The 15,080-nt window shown below is 68.3% G+C and carries 13 protein-coding genes and 1 pseudogene; 2 read left to right on the top strand and 12 right to left on the bottom strand.

The features are described 5' to 3' along the window. Nucleotide 1 precedes the first annotated feature (1 nt). Both K7711_RS23640 and pdxS read right to left on the bottom strand, forming a co-directional pair. The gene (locus K7711_RS23640; RefSeq protein WP_222971618.1) at nt 2-901 is read right to left on the bottom strand and encodes an LLM class flavin-dependent oxidoreductase; all 900 of its coding nucleotides are present in this window, start codon (nt 899-901) and stop codon (nt 2-4) included. Nucleotides 902-1,079: 178 nt separating this feature from the next. Beyond that, nucleotides 1,080-1,982 (bottom strand): pyridoxal 5'-phosphate synthase lyase subunit PdxS, encoded by a 903-nt coding sequence (gene pdxS / locus K7711_RS23635; RefSeq protein ID WP_222971617.1) that lies wholly within the window; start codon nt 1,980-1,982, stop codon nt 1,080-1,082. 525 nt (nt 1,983-2,507) lie between these two features. Between pdxS and K7711_RS49345 the strand changes: the two are divergent. Continuing rightward, nucleotides 2,508-2,870: pseudogene (locus tag K7711_RS49345) on the top strand (hypothetical protein); the annotation flags it as partial. Between the two features lie 10 nt (nt 2,871-2,880). Here K7711_RS49345 and K7711_RS49340 read toward each other — a convergent pair. Further along, nucleotides 2,881-3,288, bottom strand: a complete 408-nt coding sequence (locus tag K7711_RS49340; RefSeq protein WP_372460185.1) for a hypothetical protein — start codon at nt 3,286-3,288, stop codon at nt 2,881-2,883. A 23-nt stretch (nt 3,289-3,311) separates the two neighbouring features. On the opposite strand from K7711_RS49340, the gene K7711_RS49335 reads away from it, so the two are divergent. Then, complete coding sequence (locus K7711_RS49335) at nt 3,312-3,584, top strand: MspA family porin (protein ID WP_372460184.1); 273 nt, start codon at nt 3,312-3,314, stop codon at nt 3,582-3,584. On the opposite strand, the gene trpB is transcribed toward K7711_RS49335, so the two are convergent. From trpB to K7711_RS23585, 9 genes are all read right to left on the bottom strand, one after another. Then, nucleotides 3,574-4,827, bottom strand: coding sequence for a tryptophan synthase subunit beta (gene trpB / locus K7711_RS23625; protein WP_222971788.1), 1,254 nt, complete (start codon nt 4,825-4,827; stop codon nt 3,574-3,576). The genes K7711_RS49335 and trpB overlap by 11 nt on opposite strands. A 145-nt stretch (nt 4,828-4,972) precedes the next feature. Next, nucleotides 4,973-6,016: an NUDIX hydrolase gene (locus K7711_RS23620; RefSeq protein WP_222971787.1), complete on the bottom strand. Its 1,044-nt coding sequence runs from the start codon at nt 6,014-6,016 to the stop codon at nt 4,973-4,975. Next, nucleotides 6,016-7,140, bottom strand: a complete 1,125-nt coding sequence (locus K7711_RS23615; RefSeq protein WP_222971615.1) for a glycosyltransferase family 4 protein — start codon at nt 7,138-7,140, stop codon at nt 6,016-6,018. Before K7711_RS23615 ends, K7711_RS23620 begins: the two co-directional genes overlap by 1 nt. Then, on the bottom strand, nt 7,137-8,153 hold the full coding sequence (locus tag K7711_RS23610) for a phosphatidylinositol mannoside acyltransferase (RefSeq protein WP_222971614.1): 1,017 nt from the start codon (nt 8,151-8,153) through the stop codon (nt 7,137-7,139). Before K7711_RS23610 ends, K7711_RS23615 begins: the two co-directional genes overlap by 4 nt. 8 nt (nt 8,154-8,161) lie before the next feature. Beyond that, nucleotides 8,162-8,854 carry a phosphatidylinositol phosphate synthase gene (pgsA, locus tag K7711_RS23605; RefSeq protein ID WP_222971613.1) on the bottom strand — a complete coding sequence of 231 codons (693 nt, stop codon included), beginning with the start codon at nt 8,852-8,854 and terminating at the stop codon, nt 8,162-8,164. Between the two features lies 1 nt (nt 8,855). Further along, nucleotides 8,856-9,437 (bottom strand): ATP adenylyltransferase, encoded by a 582-nt coding sequence (locus K7711_RS23600; protein ID WP_222971612.1) that lies wholly within the window; start codon nt 9,435-9,437, stop codon nt 8,856-8,858. Nucleotides 9,438-9,448: 11 nt separating this feature from the next. After that, nucleotides 9,449-11,488: a threonine--tRNA ligase gene (thrS, locus tag K7711_RS23595; protein WP_222971786.1), complete on the bottom strand. Its 2,040-nt coding sequence runs from the start codon at nt 11,486-11,488 to the stop codon at nt 9,449-9,451. Between the two features lie 207 nt (nt 11,489-11,695). Then, the gene (locus K7711_RS23590) at nt 11,696-12,409 is read right to left on the bottom strand and encodes a (2Fe-2S)-binding protein (protein WP_235747631.1); all 714 of its coding nucleotides are present in this window, start codon (nt 12,407-12,409) and stop codon (nt 11,696-11,698) included. 331 nt (nt 12,410-12,740) lie between these two features. Then, the gene (locus K7711_RS23585) at nt 12,741-14,972 is read right to left on the bottom strand and encodes a SulP family inorganic anion transporter (protein WP_222971610.1); all 2,232 of its coding nucleotides are present in this window, start codon (nt 14,970-14,972) and stop codon (nt 12,741-12,743) included. Nucleotides 14,973-15,080: the final 108 nt, after the last annotated feature.

Raw genomic sequence — 15,080 nt, 5'->3', positions numbered from 1 at the left:
TTCAGGCACCGGTCGGCGCGGGCACCTCGGCACGCGAGCCGATGATCTCCTCGGCGATCCAGCGCGCGACTCCGGCCGGATAGGGATTCGACAGCCCCAGCACGATATGCCCGAAGCCCGCCTCGAGCGCCTCGTCGACCGCGGCCCGGGTGCGTTCGGGGTGGTCATAGGACACGGGCAGGAAGATCGAGCGGGTGATCGCGGCCGGATCCCGGCCGATCTCGGCGCAGTAGCGATCCAGCAGGGCGCTGCGCTGGACGGCGTCGGCGATATCGCCGCCGGGGATGTTCCACAGATCGGCATGCTCGGCGGCCACGCGCAGCGTCGCGGCCGCACGGCCGCCGATCATGATCGGCGGATGCGGGCGCTGCACGGGCTTGGGATTGCCCAGCGCCCCACTCAATTTGATGTATTCACCATCGAAATCGAACGGCTCGTCCTCGGTCCACAGCCGCCGGATCACCGTGCACGCCTCCGCGAAACTCCCGACCGCGTGCGCGGTGTCGTAGTACGGCAAGCCGTGCCCGTCGTATTCGCGTCGGGCCGTGGGAATGTCGGGCCGCGAGCCGACTCCGATGCCGAAGTCCAGGCGGCCGCCCGAGACGATGTCCACCGTCGCGGCGATCTTGGCCAGCACGGCCGGTGGCCGGAACCGGTTGCTGGTCACCAGCAGCCCCAGCCGCAACCGGGAGGTCTGCGCGGCCAGTGCGGACAGCAGTGTCCAGCCCTCGAAGATCGGGCCGTCCGGATCTCCGGCGATGGGCATGAAGTGGTCGAACAGCCAGGCGTGCTCGATCTGCTCGATCCCGTCCGCCTCCCGCCACACTCGCTGGATGTCCGAATAGTCCACCTGCTGGGGAGCGGTCATGATTCCGAAACTCGGACGGGTCGTCTGCGGCATCGTTCATCGGTCCTTTCGACATCTTCCATAAATCGGAACCTCGCTCCGTTAACGATACGGATCACTGTTCCGCTTGACAAGCGGACCGATCAGAAACGCGCTGAACAGGCCGGATGACAGCAAAAAGCCCCGACCCACATGGGGCCGGGGCTCGATCAGAACCGGATCAGATCGCCGATCACCAACCGCGCTCGGCGAGGCGGTGCGGCTCGGGGATCTCCTCGACGTTGATGCCGACCATGGCCTCGCCCAGACCACGCGACACCTTCGCCAGCACATCCGGATCGTCGTGGAAGGTCGTCGCCTTGACGATGGCCGCCGCGCGCTGCGCCGGATCGCCCGACTTGAAGATGCCCGAGCCGACGAACACGCCTTCCGCGCCCAGCTGCATCATCATCGCGGCGTCGGCGGGAGTGGCGATACCACCCGCGGTGAACAGCACCACCGGCAGCTTGCCGGTCGCGGCGACCTCACGGACCAGCTCGTACGGAGCCTGCAGTTCCTTGGCGGCCACGAACAGCTCGTCCTCGGGCAGCGAGCTCAGCCGCCGCAGCTCGTCGCGGATCTTGCGCATATGCGTGGTGGCATTGGACACATCGCCCGTGCCGGCCTCACCCTTGGAGCGAATCATGGCCGCCCCCTCGGTGATTCGCCGCAACGCCTCGCCGAGGTTGGTCGCGCCGCACACGAACGGGACGGTGAAGTTCCACTTGTCGATGTGGTGCGAGTAATCCGCGGGGGTCAGCACCTCGGACTCGTCGATGTAGTCCACGCCGAGGCTCTGCAGGATCTGCGCCTCCACGAAATGACCGATCCGGACCTTGGCCATCACCGGAATGGACACGGCGTTGACGATGCCGTCGATCATGTCCGGATCGCTCATCCGGGACACGCCGCCCTGGGCGCGGATGTCGGCGGGAACCCGCTCGAGCGCCATCACGGCCACCGCACCGGCATCCTCGGCGATCTTGGCCTGGTCCGGCGTGACCACGTCCATGATCACCCCGCCCTTGAGCATCTCGGCCATACCGCGCTTCACGCGGGCGGTACCGGTCGTCGGGGCGGTTTCGGGCGTCGTCACGGCTAACTCCTGGGTGCTGGGCGAATCGGATCGTTCATGATCGAACGACACGATTCTAGGCGGCCCGATCAGGCCACTTCATAGCCAGTCGGAGACCACTGGACTGCCCATCCGGCCCCTGAGCCGCATCCGGCTACCGCGTCGTTACGCGATCACCCCGCCGGATCGATGACGAACAGCGTCGCCCAGTAGGTCGCGGCTTCCTCACCGAGATACGGCAACAGGAAGTCGTGCAGCAGATATGACATGGTCACGGCGTTCACCTCCACACATCCGATTCACCGCCGTGCGGCGAACGGCGAACCGCGCCTCGACCCTAGCGGAAGATGAGGCATCTCACAGATTTTCATCGGCCGCGGGCGCGAACGGCCGCGGAGCCGACGGATAGGAATCGGCCTCCGGCACGCCCGTCCACCACCAGGGATTTACCGCTCGAGTCACCTATGATTTCCAGCTGATAGCAGCACGCCTCGCTCTCCGAAAGACCGCATTTGTGCACGTCCGCTTCGAGAACAGGATCCCGCTATGCGACGCTCCGCCACCCTTGCCGCGGCAAGTGTGCTGGTGCTCGGCCTGTGGGCCGGTGGCGCCCGGCTCGGAAACGCGCAGACCATCACCACCGCTGATGTCGATGGATCGGGTTTACATCTGCATGCCTCGGTCGATCGCATCGGAGTGGCCCCGCCGGGCGATCGGACCCCGAGCTACCTCATGACGTTCTCGCACGCCACCCAGGTGAGCGGGAACTACTCGGTCGCGGTCACCGGTGTTCCGATCATCTCCGGCAGTGCGGTCGCGGGATTCCTGCTGGGGTGCGGGGTCAGCACGGCCGGGGGCGTCCAGGTGGGGATCGAGCCCAATCAGGCCCTGACCGCCGGCATCACCCCGAGCCTCACGATCAACAGCCCATCCAGCGCGGCAGCCCGGAGAATCGGGAGCAACCCACCCGCCGCGAGCCCGGCACCCGCCACGAGCGCAGCAGCCACCACGAGCCCGGCACCCACCGCGAGCCCAGCAGCCGCTGCAGCACCAGCACCCACGACAAGCGCAGCAGCCACCACAGCACCAGCACCCACCACAACCTCGGCACCAGCCGCGAGCCCAGCACCAACGACCAGCGCAGCGCCCACCGCGAGCCCAGCGCCCACCACCAGCGCAGCAGCCACCACAGCACCAGCACCCACCACAACCTCGGCACCCACCACAAGTGCGGCAGCCACCACGACGCCGACACCCACGACAAGCTCAGCGCCCACCACGAGCGCAGCAGAGACCACGACCCCGACCCCCACCACGACCTCGCCACCCACCAACAGCAGCTCGTCCGCCGTGGGCATCGCACCCAATGTCGCCGGTCTGCTCGGCGTACAAGAGGTCCTGCAAGCGACCATCGCGCCCGGCCAGGTCACCACGGCGACCACCGCGACCGCCGCCCTCGACAGCAACACCCGGTTTCCCTACCATCTGACCTTCTCCAACGCCGCGGTGAACGTCGCCCAGTGCGCCTCACCCGTGGAGGCGGTCCCGTTCGTGACCACCACCGTCGCCACGCCGCAGGGCAGCGTGCAGACCACCGCCTACGGCAACAAGTTCACGTTCTGAGATCCGATTCGAGGGCATCCAGCCCGTCGGCGGCGATGTGCAGATCCTTGTCACCGCGACCGGACAGGCACACCAGGACCACCGAATCCGGGGGCAGTTCACCGCGGTCGGCCACGTCCAGCAGATAGCCGAGGGCGTGCGCGGATTCCAGGGCGGGCAGGATCCCCTCGGTGCGGCTCAGCGCGCGCAGCCCGCGCAGCGCCTGCGCGTCGGTGGCCGTGCCGAACACGGCCCGGCCCGCGTCCTTGAGATGGCTCAGCTCCGGCCCGACACCGGGATAGTCCAGACCCGCGGCAATGCTGTGGGTGCGGCTGATCTGACCGTCCTCGTCCTGCAGCAGATAGCTGTACGAGCCGTCGACCTCGCCCGGACGACCGAAATTCAACGTCGCCGCATGCTCGTGCCCCCCGCGCCCGGCGGCCTCCACCCCGATCAGCCGCACGCCCGGATCGTCCACGAACGGATGGAACATGCCGACCGCATTGCTCCCGCCGCCGACACAGGCCAGCACGTAATCCGGCAGTCGCCCTTCGGATTTCAGGATCTGGGCACGCGATTCCCGGCCGATCACCGTCTGGAATTCGCGCACGATCCACGGATAGGGCGCGGGCCCGGCCGCGGTGCCGAACACGTAGTGACTGGTGTCCAGATTCGCCACCCAGTCGCGCACCGATTCGCTGACCGCCTCCTTCAGGCCCCGGCCGCCGGTGCTCACCGCGCGCACCTCGGCGCCGAGCAGCCGCATCCGCACGACGTTCGAGTCCTGCCGCGCCATATCGTCCGCGCCCATGTAGACCACACAGCTCAGACCGAGCATCGCGCACACGGTTGCCACCGCGACGCCGTGCTGCCCGGCACCGGTCTCGGCAATGATCCGGCGTTTGCCCATCCGCCGGGCCAGCAGCGCCTGCCCGATCGCATTGTTGATCTTGTGCGCGCCGGTGTGCGTCATGTCCTCGCGCTTGAGGTAGACCCGCACACCGGGCACCCGCAACGCTCCGGCGAACCGCGGAATCCGGTGCAGCAGAGTCGGTCTCCCCACTCGGTCGCGCAGCAGTTCGTCGAGTTCGGCGATGAAACGCGGATCGTTCCTGGCCGCCAGATAGGTTCGTTCCAGATCCAGCAGTGCGGCCATCAGCCCCTCGGGGACATACCGCCCGCCGTAGCGCCCGAACCGGCCGCGCTCATCCGGTAACACTCCGCCGAGCCGATGGCTCCGCGCAATTCCGTGGTCAATCACCATGTCCACCGACAACTCTCACTACCCACACGATCCGACTGCCACACAGTGTCCTGCGGACGTGAGCGCGAACATAATGGGTATCACCACGGCTGGTTAACACTCCGTGAGCAGTTGCCGCCCGATCGGCGAGCCAGTGCCGGGCGGCCTAGCGGATGGAGCGGACCTCGGGATCGGTCATCGCGGAGGATGCGGCGATCGCCTCGGGCAGCAGCTGATCCAGGTGGAAGGGGTACACCGCTTCGCCCTGGTGGTCCAGTTCGGCGATGTCCTCGGGCGTGCACCACTTGTCGGCGGTCACGCAGTGCCGTTCCCAGGTCGTGGGATCGGCCGCCGACGGGGTGAAATTCTTGGCACGCGCGACGAAGAACAACTCCTCGGAGCGGATCAGCTCACCGTCGAACGGGAACACCGCCACCCGCCGCCACAGCGGACCGCGCAGCAGCGAGGAGTCCAGCGCGAATCCGGTCTCCTCCCACAGTTCGCGGACCGCGGCGGTGCGCAGGGTCTCCCCCGGCTCGATACCGCCGCCGACGGTGAACCAGAACGGCATGTCCGGCGTCCGGGGGTCGTGACCGCGCAGCAGCAGCACCCGATCCTGTTCGTCCAGCAGGATCACCCGCGCGGAGGTGCGCACGGTGTCCACATCCAGTCCGGTGGTCGCCGCGGCCGTGACGCGCTCGGCGATCTCGAAGTAGGTCGGCAGCGGCGCGGTACCGCCCAGGTGCAGCAGCCGCACCGGGCGGCGGGTGCGCAGGGCCAGGGTGTCGCGCACCGCGTCGTTGTGGAAGCGTCGCGCGATCAGCACCCGTGCCTCGGCGTCGGCCAACTCGGCCACCAACTGCGGGCGCAACTGCGTGATGTCCAGCGCCGACAATGCCGCGGCGAGCTGATTCTCCGCGGTCTCACGGGTGCGCCAGTCCGCGCGTTCGGCCCGATCCGCCAGGGCGACAAGCCGTTTGGACCGCTCGGTCACCGCCGGATCGGCCGCTGGTCCGGCCATCGAGATCGCCACGGTGCGGGCCACCACCGCGCGTCGCGACAGGGCCGCCTCGAGCGCGTCGCGCGCCTGATCGCCGCGCACGTGCAGCCGGTCCAGCCGATTGGCCGTGGAGTACGCCCACACGCCCGCGGCGACGATCAACGCGGCGATCAGCGCGAGGACGAGAATCGTGGTAGCGGAGAAAGTGATCATCCGGCGGTCCTGACTCGGGTGTCGCCGACCGTGACCGTCTCGTACACCCGCAGAATCTGTTCGGCCACGACGGGCCAATCATATTCCCCGACGACCTGATTCGCCGCGCGCACCAGTTCCTGCCGACGGAGCCGATCACCGAGCAGTTCGTTCAGCGCGTCGGCCAGTGCGGTCGAATCACCCACCGGGACCAGCCTGCCCGCGGCGCCGTCGCGCAGCACTCGGCGGAACGCGTCCAATTCGCTCGCCACGACGGCGGTTCCGGCGGCCATCGCCTCCACCAGCACGATCCCGAAACTCTCGCCGCCGAGATTCGGCGCGCAGTACACGTCCGCACTGCGCATCGCCGAGGCCTTGTCCTCGTCCGAGACCTGACCGAGGAACCGCAGATGCGAAGCGTGTACCCCGGCCTCGCGCCGCAGGCGTTCCTCGTCGCCGCGCCCGACGATCAGGATCTGCACTTCCGGATGCCGCCGCACCAGCGCGGGCAGCGCACCCAACAGCACCGCGATCCCCTTGCGCGGTTCGTCGTAGCGGCCCAGGAACAGCACGGTCCCGCCCTCGCGCGGATACCCGCCCAACAGCGGCGCGTGCGCGAACGCGGGCACGTCCACGCCGTTGGGAATCTCCACCGCGTCCCCGCCCAGGGCCTCCACCTGCCAGCGGCGAGCCAGCTCCGAGACCGCGATCCGGCCGCTGATCTTCTCGTGATACGGCCGCAGCACGCCCTGAAAGGTGCTCAGCACAAGGGATTTGGTGGTCGAGGTGTGGAAGGTCGCCACGATGGGCCCCTCGGCGACCTTCAGCGCCAGCATCGACAGACTGGGCGCATTGGGCTCGTGGATGTGCAGCACGTCGAAATCACCCTCGGCGATCCAGCGCCGCAACCGGCTGTAGGCGGTCGGTCCGAAGGACAGACGCGCCACCGAGCCGTTGTACGGGATCGCCACCGCCTTGCCCGCCGAGACGACGAAGTCCGGCAGCTGGGTCTCCTCCGAGGCCGGGGCCAGCACACTGACCCGGTGCCCGCGTTCGATCAGTACCTGTGCCAACTCCACGACATGGGACTGCACCCCGCCCGGTACGTCGAACGAGTACGGGCAGACCATGCCGATCCTCATGACCCACCGTCGCCGGGCACCGCGTCCTGCGCCGCGCGATCCTCCCTGTGCTGCACCGGATCCGCGGTGCGTCCGGCCTGCGCCGCCGCGATGCGGGCCAGCCGGGCCTCGGAGAGGTCGGCCTCCCACAGCGGCTGGAGCATGTGCCAGTCGGCGGGATGCTCGGCGATATTGGCCGCGAACCGATCCGCCAGCGCCTGGGTGGCCGCCGCGACGCCGCCCGAAGTGTCCAGTGCCGTTTCGGTTTTCATGCCCCAGGACTCGCGGCCGGACTCGTCGGTGGTGAACCAGCAGTGCACCGGGATCAAGGCGGCGCCCGTCTCGATGGCGAGCTTGGCAGCACCCGCGGGCAGCCAGGTGCGTTCGCCGAACATGGTCACCGGAACTCCCTTGCCGGTCAGGTCGCGCTCACCCATCAGGCACACCACCCCGTTGTGCCGCAGGCGATCCGCGAGCTGCGCGAACGGCGGCTGCTCACCTCCGGTGAGCGGGAACACCTCGAACCCGAGGCTCTCCCGGTACGCCACGAAGCGCTCGAACAGGGACTCCGGTTGGAGCCGCTCGGCCACCGTGGTCAAGGTGCCGTTGTTCTGCACCAGCCACACCCCGGCCATATCCCAGTTGCCCGAATGCGGCAGCGCGAGAACCACACCGCGGCCGCGGGCCAGTGCCGCGTGCAGGTTCTCCACCTGCTCGACGAGCAGCGAACCCACAGCCGCATGATCCATACTCGGCAACCGGAACGCCTCGCGCCAGTACCGGGCGTACGAGCGCATGCTCGCGCGAATCAACTCGTCGGGGACCGCGGCCGGCGCGACGCCGAGCACTCGGGCCAGGTTGCGGCGCAACTGATTCGGGTCGCCGGTGCGGTGCGCGGCCCGGTTCGCGCGGTTGCCCGCCCAGTTGCCGCCACGGTCGAACCACCGTCGCGCCGTGCCTTCGGGAAGGGCACGGACCAGTCGCCATCCGGCCGCGTACGCCTTGTCGGTCAGCGCGGACTTCAGATCCGTCATGCGGCCCCCTATTTCGCCGGGCCGGGTTCGGCCGCGCCCGGCTGCGTTCCACCGGCGCCCTTGGATACGAGCAGATCGCGCGCACCCGAGGAATTGCGTACCGCCAGCACCCGCTGGAACACCGTGACCACGCTCAGCACCGCCAGAATGTACATCGCGACATACACCGCGTAGACCAGCCAGCCGACGCCGAAATACTGCCCGATGCCGGTGAATCCGGCGCCGACCAGCACGATCACCAGCCGGTCCGGCCGCTCGATGAGGCCGCCGTCGGCGGTCAGGCCGCTGGCCTCCGCGCGCGCCTTCACATACGAGATCACCTGCGAGGTCACCAGCACCACGAGCGTCGCGGCGAACAGATGTTCGCTGTGCTGGTTGTACACCGACCACCAGGCCAGCGCGCCGAAGATCGCCCCGTCGGCCACCCGGTCGCAGGAGGCGTCCAGCACCGCGCCGTATTTCGTGCCGCCGCCGCGGGCGCGGGCCATCGCCCCGTCGAGCATGTCGAACATGACGAACAGCCAGATCACCATCGTTCCCCAGAACAGGTGATCCAGCGGAAAGAGCGTCACCGCGGCGATGATCGACGCCGCGGTGCCGATCAACGTCATGGCATCGGGCGTGAGCCCGGTACTCACCAGCGCTTTGCCCAGCGGCGCAGTCGCTTTGGCGAATGTCTCACGTCCGAAGAAGCTCAGCACGCTACGAGTCTTCCTTCCATGCGCCCGCCAGCAGGGCCCGGGTCTCCCGCAACAGCTGCGGCATCACCTTCACCCCGCCGACGACGGTGATGAAATTGGCGTCCCCACCCCAGCGGGGCACGATGTGCTGGTGCAGGTGGTCCGCGAGCGAACCGCCCGCGACACCGCCCAGATTCAGCCCGACGTTGAAGCCCTCGGGCCGGGACACCTTCTTCATCACCCGGATCGCCTGTTGTGTGAAGGCCATCAGCTCGGTGCTCTCCTCGAGGGTGAGCGCCTCGAGATCGGCCACCCGCCGATACGGCACGACCATCATGTGCCCGGGATTGTAGGGATACAGGTTCAACACCGCGTAAACCCATTCCCCACGGGCGATGACCAGACCGTCCTCATCGGACATCTTGGGGATCTCGATGAACGGATGTCCGGGCGCGGACCGCTCGCCCGGTTCCTTCGTCTCACGCTCGCGCGCCTCGCGATCCCCGACCGCACCGGTGATGTAGGACATCCGGTAGGGAGTCCACAGCCGTTGCAGCCGGTCCGGGTCGCCCGCGCCGGTATCCACGATCTGTTCCGAATCCATGCTGGGTCCGATCACACCCCACCGGTCCGGATCTCGAATCCGTCCGCGGTGGGTGAGGGGTTCTCGCGACGTTCGATCCAGTCCACGACCGTGGCCACGGCGTCGGCCACCGGGACGCCGTTGACCTGGGTTCCGTCGCGGAACCGGAAGCTCACCGCGTCGGCGGCGACGTCCCGTTCCCCGGCCAGCAGCATGAACGGCACCTTCTGCGCGGTGTTGTTGAAGATCTTCTTCTGCATGCGGTCGTCACTGCGGTCGACCTGGGCGCGCACACCCTGGTCGTGCAGTTGTTCGATCACCCGATCCAGGTGCGGCGCAAAGGCTTCCGCCACCGGAATGCCGACCACCTGCACCGGCGCCAGCCACGCCGGGAACGCGCCCGCGTAGTGCTCGGTCAGCACACCGAAGAAGCGCTCGATGGAGCCGAACAGGGCGCGGTGGATCATGACCGGCCGCTGCTTGGTGCCGTCGGAGGCGGTGTACTCCAGGTTGAACCGCTCGGGCAGATTGAAATCGAGCTGGATGGTCGACATCTGCCAGGTACGTCCCAGCGCGTCCTTGGCCTGCACCGAGATCTTCGGGCCGTAGAACGCCGCGCCGCCCGGATCGGGCACCAACTCCAGGCCCGAGGCTCCCGCGACCTTCTCGAGAGTTTCGGTGGCCTCTTCCCAGATCTCGTCCGAGCCGACGAACTTCTCCGGGTCCTTGGTGGACAACTCCAGGTAGAAGTCGTCCAGGCCGTAGTCCTTCAGCAGGGAAAGCACGAAGTTCAGCGTGTTGGTCAGCTCCGCGTGCATCTGCTCTTTGGTGCAGTAGATGTGCGCGTCGTCCTGGGTCATCCCGCGAACCCGGGTCAGGCCGTGGACCACACCGGACTTCTCGTACCGGTACACCGAGCCGAATTCGAACAGCCGCAGCGGCAGCTCGCGGTAGGACCTGCCGCGCGCCCGGAAGATCAGGTTGTGCATCGGGCAGTTCATCGGCTTGACGTAGTAGTCCTGGCCGGGTTTGCGGACGCTGCCGTCCTCGTTGTACTCCGCGTCCAGGTGCATGGCCGGGAACATGCCGTCCCGATACCAGTCCAGGTGGCCGGAGACCTCGAACAGATGCCCCTTGGTGATGTGCGGGGTGTTCACGAACTCGTAGCCCGCGTCGATGTGCCGCTGCCGCGAGTACTCCTCGAGCTCCTTGCGGATGATGCCGCCCTTGGGGTGGAACACCGGCAGGCCCGAGCCGAGCTCGTCCGGGAACGAGAACAGGTCCAGTTCCAGGCCGAGTTTGCGGTGATCGCGCTTCTCCGCCTCGGCGAGCAGGGCGAGGTGGGCATCCAGCGCCTCCTGCGATTCCCATGCGGTGCCGTAGACGCGCTGCAGATCCTCGCGGGACTGATCACCCCGCCAGTAGGCCGCGGAGGATCGGGTCAGCTTGAACGCGGGAATGAACTTGGTGGTCGGAATGTGCGGTCCCCGGCACAGGTCCCCCCACACCCGCTCCCCGCTGCGCGGATCCAGGTTGTCGTAGATGGTCAGCTCCTTGCCGCCGACCTCCATGACCTCCGGATCGTCGATTCCGGACTTGTCGCTGATCAATTCCAGCTTGAACGGCTCGCCGGCGAGTTCGACGCGCGCGTCCTCGACCTCCACCACGCGCCGCGAAAACCGCTGCGCGCCTTTGACGATCTTCTTCATCCGGGATTCCAGCTTGGCCAGATCCTCGGGGGTGAAGGGACGATCGACCTGGAAGTCGTAGTAGAAGCCGTCCTTGATCGGCGGGCCGATGCCGAGCTTGGCCTCCGGGAATTCCTGCTGCACGGCTTGGGCCAGCACGTGGGCGGCCGAGTGCCGGATGACGCTGCGGCCGTCCTCGGTGTCGGCGGCGACGGGCACGACCTCGACGTCCTCGTCGGGGGTCCAGGACAGATCCTTGAGGTTGCCCTCCGGGTCGCGCACGACCACGACGGTGTCGGGGCCCTTCGTCGGCAGACCCGCCTCACGCACCGCGGCGCCCGCCGTCGTCCCGGCCGGCACCCGAACGAGGGCGGCTGGGGTCATGCGGGCTGAGATGGTCACGGCTGCGCTCTCCTTGGCGTCGTGTTCACGGGCGGTTGCCCGCACAATGTCGGTTGCGGGGAATTCCCGCGAGTGGACCTGGGTCCAGCCGGTACGCGGATGCGCCCCGGCGCGACCATGCTATCGGGAGCCCGCCGTGCTCGCGCCGATGGACCGGCCTGCGGGCCCGGATCGCAGGCGGGCCACGCCTCAGCCGCGTGCGGCCAGTGCGCTGAGTAGTTCCTGTCGTTCGGCGGCGGGTCGCTTCGGGCAACTGGTGCACATCTGGCAGTTGGGTACCTCGAACACCAGGCAGCAGGAGATGCGCCGGACGAACGTGCGCTCACCGACATCAATGAACCGCGGCACCGGCAGACGCCCCGCGACCTGTCCGGCCAGCCGCGCCCCGGCCTCGGCATCGCCCGCGTCGATCGCCCGATTACCGATGGCGTCGGCGACGATCGCCCACAGCGCGGCCACTCCCGCCCCGGAGACCTCGGCGACCGCGGGGATGATCCGCGCCAACGTCTCCTGGAGGTTCCGCGCGACACTCTCGGCAGCACCGGAATCGATTCCGGTGCAACAACTTCCACGGCCTTCTCGGGACCGATCATCGCTCGAGCCCGCCCCCGCCGCCGAATCCCCCGACGTCGCAGCCGGGAACACCCGCTCGATTCCGCCGTCCGGCCGGACCTCGCACCGCAGATGTTCCAGAACCATGTCCGGCGCGGTCAGCCCCGATGCGTAGGCGGCCACGACCGGATCGATCAGCGAGGACGCGGCCATACACCACCACAACGTGCCGGAGACCCGCGTATCGCCGGTACCCCACGAGATCCCCATATCGGAGATTCGCTCCGCCAGCCATTCCGGGCGCGTCAGCACGACGCCGGGCACCACCGTCCCCGCCGAGACCGCAACCATGTCCGTTCGACTCCGATCCACCGAATTTGTCATCTACCAGCCTGGCACGCCCGAGAGCCGAGGTCGATGAGGAATCCGCCCGGCCCGGACCGATGGTCCGGGTGCGCGCCGCAGAGGACTGCGCCGCAGGACCTCGTCAAGCCTAGGCCCCGCGACACGCGCTCTCCCGCAGGCACGCACGACGCGCGCGCCGAGTCGTGACGACGGCCCCGCGCCCGCGAGATATTCCGCGAGCGTGGGGCCATCGCCGTCGCCGGGCACCGGGCGCGTGCGCCACGGGTCTTCGAATCCTCCTGTGGCACAACCTCACCCGATGGGCCGCAGGTCGATCCTATCCGGCGACACCGGCGCGATCGATATCGGTGATCTCCGCGATTCCGGTCGTCGTGACCGACAGGACGCGGGCGGTGGCGATGTCGAAGTACAGGCCCGACACCACCAGGCCGCGCTCGCGCACGGCCCGGCGCACCAGCGGATGGTCGGCGAGGGTTTCCAACTGCACCGCGACGTTCACCATGCTCAGCTGGGCCACCTCGTCGTATCCGGCGGCTGCCGCGGCGGCGGCGACCGGATGTCCGGCACGGTAGCGGTCCAGGCTCGGGTGAGCGTGCGCGAGCCAGTTGCTCAGGCCGCTGGCAGGGGTCGTGACCGCGTCGTCACGCAGCAGGGCCTGCATCGCACCGCAGCCGGAATGCCCGCAGACCACCACGGTCCGCACACCGAGCTTGTCCACCGCGAACTCGAGCGCGGCCTCGGTGGACACGTCCGCACCGTGCGCGGGGACCAGATTTCCGACGTTGCGGACGGTGAACAGGTCACCCGGACCGCTGTGCGTGATCACGTTCGGCACGATTCGCGAATCGGCACAGGTCAGGAACAGCGAGTCGGGATCCTGCCCATCGCGCAGCTCGTCCAGATGCGGGCGCACCACATGGGCGTGCGCGCGGTGATAGGCCGCCACACCCGCGGTGATCGCGTGCGCGCCCCGGTCGCGCCAGGGTGCGAGCACCTCCTCCAGCGGTCCACGGGCCTTGCCCCGGCGCGGCGGGCCGTCCAGCACACTGGCCATCCGCGCGGTGCCGATCTCCGCGAATTCGACCGTGCCGCCGTTGCTTTCGTGCTGGCGCGCCCACTCCTGCAGGGCCTCGCAGGCGGCGTGGTCCAGGAAGTCCACACTCAGCTCGACGACGACCTCCGCACCCGCGGGGACCTTCGCCAGCGTCGAGGACAGCTTCGGCAAGGCCAGGAATGTGCAGGTGCCGTCGATGCCGACCAGCCAACGGCCGGATTCGCCGAGCGGCGCGGCGTGCACGCTCACCCGCACCACGCGCCACAGCAGCAGCGCGAAGGCCAGCATGAGCCCGATCAGCACACCCTCGAGCAGGTTCGCGAACACCACTCCCAGAATCGTGACCGCGTAGACGGCCAGGTCACCGGTCCGCCGGGCGAGCCGGATGTGGCCGATCTTGACCAGCTGAACACCCACCACGACCAGGAGTCCGGCCAGCACCGACTTCGGAATCTGCTCGACCACGCCGACCAGCACCACCGCGAACAGCAGCACCCAGAACCCGTGCATGATCGCCGAGGCACGGCTGCGCGCTCCCGCCTGCACATTGGTCGCGCTGCGCACGATCACACCGGTGACCGGCAGACCGCCCAGCAGACCCGAGACCAGGTTCGCACTGCCCTGGCCGACCAGCTCGCGATCGAAATCGGTGCGCGGGCCGGTGTGCATCTTGTCCACGGCCACTGCCGAGAGCAGGCTCTCGACGCTGGCGATCAGCGCGAACGTCAGCACTGTCATCGCCACCGCGCCCCAGTTGCCGTTCGGCAGCTGCGGCAGCCCGATCGCGTCGAACACCGAACCGTCGATGGCCAATCGTGCGGGATTGCCCGGAAGCACCAGGGACAGCACGGTTCCCACGGCGACGGCGACCAGCGGACCCGGAATGATCCGGACGCGTTGCGGCACCCAGCGCCAGGCCACCATGATCGCGATCACGACCGCGCCGACGATGAAATCATCGCCGCGCAGATGTAATAACTGACCGGGCAGTTCGCTCAGATTCTCCGCCGCCGTGCTGTGCGAGGCGCCGCCGAGCAGCACGTGCACCTGCTGCAGTGCGATGGTGACGCCGATGCCGGCCAGCATCGCGTGCACCACGACGGGCGCGATGGCCAGCGCGGCGCGCGCAATTCTGCTGAGGCCGAAGACGATCTGCAGCAGACCGGCCGCCACCGTGATGAAACAGGTGGTCTTCCAGCCGAATTCGCTGATACTTGCGGCCACGACCACGGTCAGCCCCGCGGCCGGACCGCTGACCTGCAGCCGGGCCCCGCCGAGGGCGCCGACGACCAGACCGCCGACCACGGCGGCGATCAGTCCGGCGGCGATGGGTGCGCCCGAGGCCACCGCGATACCGAGCGAAAGGGGCAGGGCGACAAGGAATACCACGATCGAGGCAGGCAGATCGTAGCGGATCAGAGAGGCGCGGCGCTCGGCTCGCGAGGGACCGGGCGGAGCGGTAGATCGTGGGGACGTGTCGACGGTGGTGGACATCATTCTCCTTCACCAGGCATGTACTCCAGGCATCCCAACGCACGCTGCGGACACCGTTGTCGACAGATCGCCGGAAGCTCGGCTAGACTATTAGTAAAGTCTTAGTAA

Origin of the sequence: Nocardia coffeae, assembly GCF_019890715.1 — a bacterium.
GTDB classification, from domain to species: Bacteria; Actinomycetota; Actinomycetes; order Mycobacteriales; family Mycobacteriaceae; genus Nocardia; species Nocardia jiangxiensis.
The sequence above is the reverse complement of the archived record's forward strand: the minus strand, read 5'-3'. Positions and strand labels throughout refer to the sequence as shown.